Source organism: Nocardia noduli (genome assembly GCF_019038455.1).
Taxonomy (GTDB): Bacteria; Actinomycetota; Actinomycetes; order Mycobacteriales; family Mycobacteriaceae; genus Nocardia; species Nocardia noduli.
Genome location: NZ_JAFMPL010000174.1, coordinates 1 through 9,252 on the forward strand (window position 1 = coordinate 1; position 9,252 = coordinate 9,252).

The 9,252-nt window shown below is 63.8% G+C and carries 6 protein-coding genes and 2 pseudogenes; 6 read left to right on the plus strand and 2 right to left on the minus strand.

Translation table 11 applies throughout. The annotated features are described in order from the left end of the window. Nucleotides 1–470: 470 nt before the first annotated feature. On the minus strand, nt 471–2,516 hold the full coding sequence (locus tag JZ792_RS39755) for a S8 family serine peptidase (RefSeq protein ID WP_216918052.1): 2,046 nt from the start codon (nt 2,514–2,516) through the stop codon (nt 471–473). 316 nt (nt 2,517–2,832) lie between these two features. Here JZ792_RS39755 and JZ792_RS42475 point away from each other — a divergent pair. The 6 genes and pseudogenes from JZ792_RS42475 to JZ792_RS39780 form a co-directional block, all read left to right on the plus strand. Then, nucleotides 2,833–3,382: pseudogene (locus tag JZ792_RS42475) on the plus strand (recombinase family protein); the annotation flags it as partial. Continuing rightward, nucleotides 3,369–3,497: a hypothetical protein gene (locus JZ792_RS42810; RefSeq protein WP_256461561.1), complete on the plus strand. Its 129-nt coding sequence runs from the start codon at nt 3,369–3,371 to the stop codon at nt 3,495–3,497. The pseudogene JZ792_RS42475 and the gene JZ792_RS42810, both read left to right, overlap by 14 nt. Nucleotides 3,498–3,966: 469 nt before the next feature. After that, a complete protein-coding gene (locus JZ792_RS39765; RefSeq protein ID WP_216918053.1) occupies nt 3,967–4,245 on the plus strand; it encodes a hypothetical protein in 279 nt (92 codons plus the stop codon). A 59-nt stretch (nt 4,246–4,304) separates the two neighbouring features. Further along, complete coding sequence (locus tag JZ792_RS39770) at nt 4,305–6,146, plus strand: hypothetical protein (protein ID WP_216918054.1); 1,842 nt, start codon at nt 4,305–4,307, stop codon at nt 6,144–6,146. 89 nt (nt 6,147–6,235) lie between these two features. Continuing rightward, nucleotides 6,236–8,296, plus strand: coding sequence for a hypothetical protein (locus tag JZ792_RS39775; RefSeq protein ID WP_308165634.1), 2,061 nt, complete (start codon nt 6,236–6,238; stop codon nt 8,294–8,296). Further along, on the plus strand, nt 8,293–8,727 hold the full coding sequence (locus tag JZ792_RS39780; protein WP_216918056.1) for a hypothetical protein: 435 nt from the start codon (nt 8,293–8,295) through the stop codon (nt 8,725–8,727). The genes JZ792_RS39775 and JZ792_RS39780 overlap by 4 nt, the downstream gene beginning before the upstream one ends. Before the next feature lie 97 nt (nt 8,728–8,824). Here JZ792_RS39780 and JZ792_RS39785 read toward each other — a convergent pair. Continuing rightward, nucleotides 8,825–9,199: pseudogene (locus JZ792_RS39785) on the minus strand (TSUP family transporter); the annotation flags it as partial. Between the last annotated feature and the right edge of the window lie 53 nt (nt 9,200–9,252).

Here is a 9,252-nt window from a genome sequence, read left to right on the forward strand (position 1 = left end):
ATCCACATCCTCGACAACCAGCGGCTTCAACCCTGAAAAGACAACTCCGACAGATACATTCACCACATCCACCGACACATCCTGCCGTCAGAACGCGCTGAGCTACCACCGGAAGTGAGCCAGAGCCGTTAATCGGACACTCCCAGCCGAGCGAAAGCGCCGCAGCAGAGTCGAATCCGATCGGATCGATTCCGACGCAGACCACGGTTCGGCTCGGCCGCGCCGCGAACGCGGCGGCTTTCGCGGAGCGACGGATCTGCGCCACGGTGGAACGATCGGCCCGCGAACGGACGGCTGCCTCGCGCTGCGTGGTCTGGCCGGTCCGCTATGTCCCGTTCGACATGCTCGGATTCGAATCGATATCAACCCTGTACTCGACACGCCCGTCGATGGGTATTTCCTAGCAGGATTAGTTCATTGAGGTCACCCCGCAAACACCTTCTGGGGTATGGATTATTAAAGCCTGGTCACTAAATCGGCCTGATGATCCAGCGCTGGGTGTCATTGTTTTGTGCGTCACGGGTCACCACCTGGTGATTATTCGATCCCTCGTAGGCGTCCAGGTAACGGCTCGTGCTCCTCTGCTGGACGGTGTACGCGTCGCCCACGGGCGTGATGATCCAGCGCTGGGTGTCATTGTTTTGTGCGTCACGGGTCACCACCTGGTGGTCATTCGATCCCTCGTAGGCGTCCAGGTAACGGCTCGTGCTCCTCTGCTGGACGGTGTACGCGTCGCCCACGGGCGTGATGATCCAGCGCTGGGTGTCATTGTTTTGTGCGTCACGGGTCACCACCTGGTGGTCATTCGATCCCTCGTAGGCGTCCAGGTAACGGCTCGTGCTCCTCTGCTGGACGGTGTACGCGTCGCCCACGGGCGTGATGATCCAGCGCTGGGTGTCATTGTTTTGTGCGTCACGGGTCACCACCTGGTGGTCATTCGATCCCTCGTAGGCGTCCAGGTAACGGCTCGTGCTCCTCTGCTGGACGGTGAACGTTCCGCTCAGAGGGGTGGGGATCACATACCTGACCGCCGCGTTGGCGTTTATTCGGCCGCGGCCCAGCATGCCGCGGTGTCCCGTGTTGTCCGCGTCGACGTTGTCGCAGGTGATTTCAACGATCTGACGAACTTGCCGGTTGGTCAGATCGAGGTTGCGCGACCAGACCAACGCAGCAACACCGGAAACGTACGCTGCCGCCATCGAGGCACCCGATAAAAACCCATAGTTGTTCGCAACGGCATCATCTGACCGCATGGTCGACCAGATATTGACGCCGGGCGCGGCGACGACGACGCTCCGCCCATAGTTCGAACGGCCCGACTTGCGGTTCCACTGGTCGAGTGCGGCAACGGAGATGACTTCGGGATACGCGGCGGGGTAGGCGACCGTGGGCAGGTTGTCGTTTGCCACGGCACAGACGACGACCACATTGCTATTGACCGCATTCCGGATGGCGGTGCGCACCTTGATGGACTCACCAATGAGATACCAACTGCAGTTCATAACGTAACGTCGGCGCGAATCCGCTGCGGCCTCTGTTGCGACATAGTCGATCGCGTCGGCGGCGCTCGCGACCATGCCTGCATCAAACCTGATTCGCAGTGGCATCAGTAGGCAGCCGGAGGCAACGCCAATGACACCGCGGCCGTTGTCAACGGCCGCGATAGTTCCGCAGACATGGGTGCCGTGACTGCCTGGATCCTCGTCTTGGGGAGCCGGATCGCCCGCGTTCGCGAAGTCCCAGTCCTCGGCGCCCCTCGGCAGGATGTTTTCTCGCAGATCTCTGTGATTCAGGTCCGCTCCGGTGTCAAGTACCGCGATCACGACAGACAAACTGCCTGTGGTGACATCCCACGCGGCGGTGGCGTCGATATCGACGTCACGCCTTCCGACGGTGCCGTTCACGGTCTGGCCGGTGTTGTGCAGTCCCCAGAGTTGACCGAAGTGTGGATCGTCGGGGACGTATGCAAGTGCGTTGAAGATCACCTCACTGGGCTCGGCAAAGACGACCTCGTCCAGCGCGGAGAACTCGCGGATCGTTGCGAACAGTCCGCGACCTGCGGGTACCCCGAGCGTGTAGTAGCCACGTGTGCGCTGAGTCACCACGATGGTGCTGCCGTGCTCCCGGATGATTTCGACGGCACGACCGGGGGGAACCTCGGGGCGAAACTGAACGGTGAACTCGTCCGGGAGGAAATATCTGGTCGAGCCGTTCCCGTCGATCATGACAGGTATCGCGTTAGCGACCTTCGGCTGCTCTGCCAACGAACGCAGCGCGGCATCGACCGATTGTGTCGGGTCCAGGTAAACGGCGGCGAAACCGCGTTTCAGATCGAAACCGTGGCTGACCGACATGAGCGGGGCCGTCGCCACTACCTCATTTATGGTGGCCTCGGTGGGGTGCCCCTGAAGTGTCAACAGCACCTCGTCGCGTTTGCTTGTGAACGCCAGGGTCCGGCCAGTTGTTTTATCGATGTAGCTGTACTCAGCCTCCGGGTCGACGGCGGATCGCGTCATGACAACCTTCCTTTGCATATGTCATGAAATGGTAGGCATCCTCTCTTGGAATAATAAACGCACTCCCTAGGGCTGATAAATAGGAACTCCAGGGAATACCAATTCTTGTCTCGATTGAAGTGAATTTGGCTGACGGCTGGTGTGGATGTCCGCCTCTGCGGTGTATCGTACGCCGAACCCTCACCCGCACACATCCTTCGCCAGCGGACGACGGTAGGTTCCGCAGCTCACGTCTGACCTGCGGATTCCCGTAAGACCCGCCCCTAAAAATGCCCGGTGAAGGGGGGTCAAACGCACCACTTATGCGGTGCCCGAACTGTTGGTCGGCTACGCCCGTTGCAGCACCGATACCCAAGACCTCACCGCGCAGATCGACACCCTCACCCGACTGGGTGTCGACTCGAAACGGACCTATGTCGACCACGGCTCACCGGCACCAACCGTGATCGTCCCGGCCTACGGGAAGCCCTCGCTGCTGTCCGCGGAGCCGACACACTGGTCGTCGGCAAACTCGATCGCCCTGCCGGATCGGTCCCCGATCCCCGCGCGATCGCCTACGAACTCATTGCGCAAAAGGTCAAGCTCAACATCGGTGGATCGGTCGACGACCCGGCTGACCCGATCGGACGGCTGCTGTTCACCACCCTGTCGATGATCGCCGAATTTGAGGCCGACCTGGCGAGGGCTCGGACTCGAGAAGGAATGGCCGTCGCGAGGGCCAAGGGTCGACTCCGCGGCAAAAAACCCCAAGCCCGCACCATGAAGCCCACCTCGTCGAGCTGCACCGCGCCGGTCGACACACCACCACCGAACTCGCCGAATTGTTCAACGTCGCTCGCTCCATCGTCTACCGTGCCATTCGCCGCCGGCCTCACCGACCACCCGGCCATCGCCGCCACCGCACACGCCACCGCCCTGGCCCTGCGGATCCTCAATACACTCCTCGACACGCGAGCCGATCCCCCATCCCCCACCCACTGATCCGACCCGCGGCGGGGCGGTACCGAGAAGCCCTCTCGGTACCGCCCTGCCACCATTTCCGCCACCGCACCCACAGCGAATCCCGCCGACACCCCCGGCACCTTCTCCATGGTCCTGAATTTGTGCCACAGCCACCAGCCGAACCACTCTGCGCCACACGGCCCCGATCCAGCCAGCCACAATGACAAGGCACGACCTCGCCTGCCCGCCCCCCCAGATTCCGAATTCCAGAAGCCCATATCGAATCGGAGGCCAAACACTCCGCCACTCTCAACTCTTTGCGGAATATCTCCGGCACTCTCAACTTATTCTGGACATATCCACACAACCCAATCCAGAAAAACCTGACATTGACCAGGTCAGAGCGACACGCGGCTCCCACCTTTTATCGGAACGGACACTGGGCCTGGAAAACTTCAGCTGTTCCGCCCATATGCTGCGGCATTCGTTTGCGCTGAGGTGGTTCGCGGTGGGCAAGCTGATCAAGTATTCGCGGCTGGGTCATCTCACCGCGGACGAACAGCGCGACTTCGGTGAGGAGGTCGGCGATGTCTGGCATCTGGTCCAGACGATGCTGGGTCACCGCACCGTCGAGACAACCCGGGACGTCTACCTCGAACCGTTTCGAAGCCTGGAAGTCGAGGCGTTACTGGCCCACGCCGATGACTCTCTGGTGAAAGCTTTCATGGCCGACGTCTTCGCCGACAACCCGTGGGTTCGCACCGACCCGCTCGCGGTCCACCGGTGAGCCGCGGACGTCGCGCCGCCCTGCCATCGCCGGCTGCCCGGACTCGTCATGGACTCATGATGTCCGAGGACGGGCGTCAGATCGTGCGCTGCTACAGCCAGGACGGCCAAGACCGCAGAGACCTCGATGTGTCGGTGCTGACGATGCCGGAAGGCTTGCGGGCGGCGATGATCGCGGCGCTTGTCGCGCGCACGGCTCCGGGTGCTGGACTGAACTCGACGCATTCGTTCGAGAGTGTCTATCGAGTGCTGGTGTCCTTCGATCGCTACCTCGCCGGACTTGCTGTGGTCCCCCAGAGTTTGGCCGAGGTCGGTTCCGAGCATTTCGACGGATTCCTTGACGACCGTGAAGCCCTAGGCGTGAAGTCGATTCGGTGGCAGCTGGCTGAGCTGCGTCGGCTTCTGTTACGCGCGAGCGGCATCAGCGCCACGCTTGCGGCGCGGCTCGCCAGACCCCTTCCGCCTCAGCCTCCGAGCAAGCCCGTGCACAGCTACACCAGGACCGATCTGAAACGGATCGCCGAAGCGGCGAGAGCTACATTGCGCTCCGCCGAGCGACGCATTCGCACCCATCGAGAGTTGCTGGACCGGTTCCGGGCCGGGGACCTCGACGTGAGCACGGATCTCGACCTGCGGCGCCGCCTCCAGATTCTCGACCATCTGGACCGTGTCGGCGACGTCCCACGCCGGGATCGCAATTGCGGGAAAGGTGTCTACAACGCTCCCGAGGTGTGGGTGATGCTGCGCGGCAGGATCAAGGATATCGTCGGCTGGCTCTATCTGATGCCGGAGGAGATCGCGGCGGCTGCGGTGCTGTTCGGTGTTATGACGGGGCAGAACCCGGATGTGATCCGCACGATGAGCGCGGCGCATCACCGCGCCGACGGCGGCACCGGGGCGGGTACGGCGATCGTGGGTCTGTGCAAACCGCGCCGCGGGCACCGCGCCTACATGGATCTGGCGTTGTCGGAGGTCCCGGACTGGATCAGCATTCCCGACCGGCCGACCGAGGTGTCGACCCGCGACACCCTGCATACGCCGTTCGGCCTCTATGTGCTGGTCCACGACCTGACCGCGCGGGCCCGGCAGTTCGCGGGCGGCGACCGGCTGCTGGTCGCCTACATGTCTGCTGGCGGTGGGCGCAGCCTGAAAGGCCGTGGCTGGCGGGCGATGCCGCTCAACGGGACGTTGGTCAGCGCTCTGGGCAGAACGTGGAATCTGCCGTCGGATGAGGTGGATGCGGACGGTCGAGAGCTGCCGATGCGTCCGCTGAGGTTGGAAACGCTGCGGATGACCTATATCGAGCTGCACCAGAAGCCGGTCGCCCATACCGAACGGACCGCCGCGACTCGCTATCTGGTCCGCAATCGCGGCAACATCAACGAATACCGCAAGGTCGTCGCCGACACACTGACCAGCGAAGTGGCCAAGGCACGAGCCCGCTCGACGATTACCACGATGACCGCCGAGCAGGTCACCCACGCCAGGGACAATCTCGAGCAGGCTGCCGAAGAGATGCAGTTGGAGCCTGTTGTGCTCGAACGGATGCTCGCCGGCGAACTGGACACGGCGCTGGCCGCGTGCACTGACAACGACAACGGTCCCTACACCCCGCAGGGACCGTGCCAAGCGTCGTTCCTGCTCTGCTTGGGCTGCGAATGCGCCAGGGCGCTGCCCCGCCATCTGCGGCTACAGGTGATCGTCCATGACCGGCTCACCGAACGACGCGAGCAGATGAACACTCTGTACTGGGCGCAGCGTTTCGCCGGGCCACATGCCCAACTTGCAGATCTGCTGGAACAACACGACCGCGCCGCTGTCGAGGACGCCCGCACCGGCGCGGGGCCGACCGAGCGCGCGCTCGCGGACCGTCTGCTGAACAGGGAACTCGACATCCGATGACCTCTCCGGAACCCATCACTTTGGATGAATCAACCGGGCTCGCCCACGGACTGCCCGACGGCACGCTATGGCCTGACACGCACACGCTCGTGCTATCGAATCGCCAGATCAGACCGGACGTCGCCCCGGCCCGGCTCTCCGTCTTCGCCGATGATCGTTGGGATCTCAATCCCGCGGTCTTCGAGGACCACGCACGCTCGCAGTCCCTCAATTTCGAGGTCGTCGCCGAACCGCTACGGGAGTCCACCAAGCACTACCTCTGGCAGCTGATCAATCATTCCCGAGCCCGCACGCTGCGCCAGTCGGGCAGTCGCATCGCGATCCATACGATCGAGATCCTGTTCTACGGGGCGTTGCAGCACGTTCTGAACTGGTTCGCCGATCAGGGAGTCACCCAGTTCTGCCAGGTCACCGACGAGATGCTGTGGGACTACCTCGATGCGCTCGACCAGGATCGGGTAGCGGTCGCTCAACGCTACCGGCGCATCACCGAGGTCCGGCGGCTCTGGATGCACCGGGAGATCCTGCCGCCCGCGCTGCGGCTCCCGCAGGCTCCGCCCTGGGATGGTGAGGACACTCAGGACCTGCTCGAACAACGCCGCGGGGACCGTGAGAACCGCACCAGACGAATCAGCGAGCACACGATGCAGGCTTTGCTGGGCTGGGCGGTGCGTTTCGTCGAGGACTTCAGCGACGACATCATCGCCGCGTGGGACGAGCACCGCAGACTGTTGACCCTGCGCCCGGAACACGTCAGTGCCAAGCAGTCCCGGCGCCCGCGCGGCGGGCTCCAAGAGGCGGTCGCGAACTATCTCGACCGGCTCCGAGAACGCGGTGAGCGTCTGCCTGGGAGACGCCGCGCTGACGGAACCCTGGAACCGGCTTGGCGGCACATCGCAGCCCAACTGCACTGCGCGCCGTCGTTCCAGCTCACTCCCTCGGGTCGCATGATCACCGAATCCGGGTTGCCCATCGGTGAACACATCTACATCGATACCGCGATCACCGCTGACCTGGACGGTCACCCATGGCATCCTCGGATCACCATCGAGCAGATCCCCCTGCTGGCCCGGCTCCTGCAAACCGCCTGCTTCGTGGTCGTGGCCTACCTTTCCGGCGCCCGAGTGGGAGAGGTTCTCAACCTCCGGCGGGGCTGCGTCAGCTTCGACGCCGCCGCGGGGCTGTGGTTGATGGAAGGGCTCTACTTCAAAGGCGCCGAGGACGAGGACGGAAACAAGATCCCGCACGGCGCGATACGCGAAGAACCCTGGGTGGTCATCGAACTCGTCGCCCACGCCGTCGGAATCCTCGAGCGGCTACACGAGAGCCATCTGCTGTTCCCGAACCGGCTCAAGCCGAGAAACATGGGCGACGACGTCAAACGGCGGGGCGAGGCCCGCTCGGACCGGCTCATCGCAGCGGATCTCGCCGAGTTCACCGCATGGGTCAACGTGTACTGCCGCGGGATGAACCGCGCCGATCTCATCCCTGCCGATCCCGGCGGGCCGATCGCCGCCAGTCGTTTCCGGCGCACGCTGGCATGGTTCATCCGACGCAAGCCCCGGGGACTGATCGCTGCCTCGATCCAGTACGGACACACCCACACCCGAATGCTGCAAGGCTACGCTGGCTCCTACGAGGCCGGATTCCTCGACGACTACGCCTTCGAGGACTGGCTGTTCCGTATGGAAGGCATCGCCGAGGACGAACAGCGCCTCCTCGCCGGTGAACACGTCAGCGGACCAGCCGCCGACGCCTACCGCTACCGCGTCCACGCCGCCGCCCGCGAGTTCGCGGGCCGCGTCCTGCACAGCGAACGACACGCTCGCGACCTGCTCGGCAACCCTGTCCTTCAGATCCATCACGGCGAAGCGATCACCTGCGTCTTCGACCCAGCCACAGCGGCATGCCAGCTCCGAGGCACGGCGGATGACCCCATGGTCACCCCAGACGTCGACGACTGTCGACCTCGCTGTCGCAACATCGCCCGCACCGACCGAGACATCGCCCGCGTCCAGGAAGCGGCAGACGAACTGGCCGAGATCGTCAACGATCGGCTGGCCCCGCCCATCCGCCACGCCCGCGAACGCCACGAACTCGACCGACTCCTCACCGTCATCGACAACCACCGATCCGGAGACCCGAATTGAGCGTCCTGTCCCTCGCCGGGGAGACCGATCCGGTGCGCCGTGACATCATCGCCGCTATCAACCGACTGCTGGCCGGTACTCCGCGACGGTCGCGAGGACTGAACATCTCCCAACTCGCCGCCGAGGCCGACGTCAAACGATGGCGCCTCACCCATCAACACACCGACCTCAAAGACCGGTTCCAGGCCGAGATCGCGCACGCGGAAACCCAACAGGCAGCGATCATCCGATCCGCCGACGACTACGAAGACCTCAAACGTAAACACACCGAACTGAATCGCCACTGCCGTGACCTGGAAAGGCGCTTGGAGATATACGCGGTCGCCCTCAACCAACTCGCGTTGCAGAACGCCGGCCTAGCCGACCGCGACGCCGACGCCGACGCCGCCAAAGTCAGAGCGCTGCCGCGAAGACGCCAACTAAATCCCTGACACTCCAGTCACTTTGATGGTTGTGCGCGGTTGCGGTCTGCGACACTCCTGTCCTGATTCGCTGTCGTCGCGGTGAACACCACGACACGGGGTGAGCTCAGAGTGCTTGCAGGACGTAGAGCGCGGCGGTGGTGATGATGGCGGTGGCGCCCAGGGCGTAGCGCAGTCCTTGTTCGGATAGCGCCGGTTGCAGGTGTGCGCCGAGGTATCCGCCGATCAGTCCGCCTACGCCGCAGCTGATCCCGATGATCCAGTCGGAGGCGATGTCGGTGCCGCCGGTACTCACCGCGAGCACCGCGTAGGTAGCGGCGCCGGCGATGGAGGTGAGCAGGGTCGAGGTGAGCGCGGCGGGCGCGACCTCGCCCAGCGGCACTGCACGTCCGACCAGGATCGGGCTGAGCAGCGAACCGCCGACGATGCCGTAGATCCCGCCGACGACACCGACTATCAGCGCGGTCACGGTGACGAACCGCGTGGATCCGGGGCGTGATCCGGGGGCCCAGGGGTCGTTTTCTGTCTCTTATA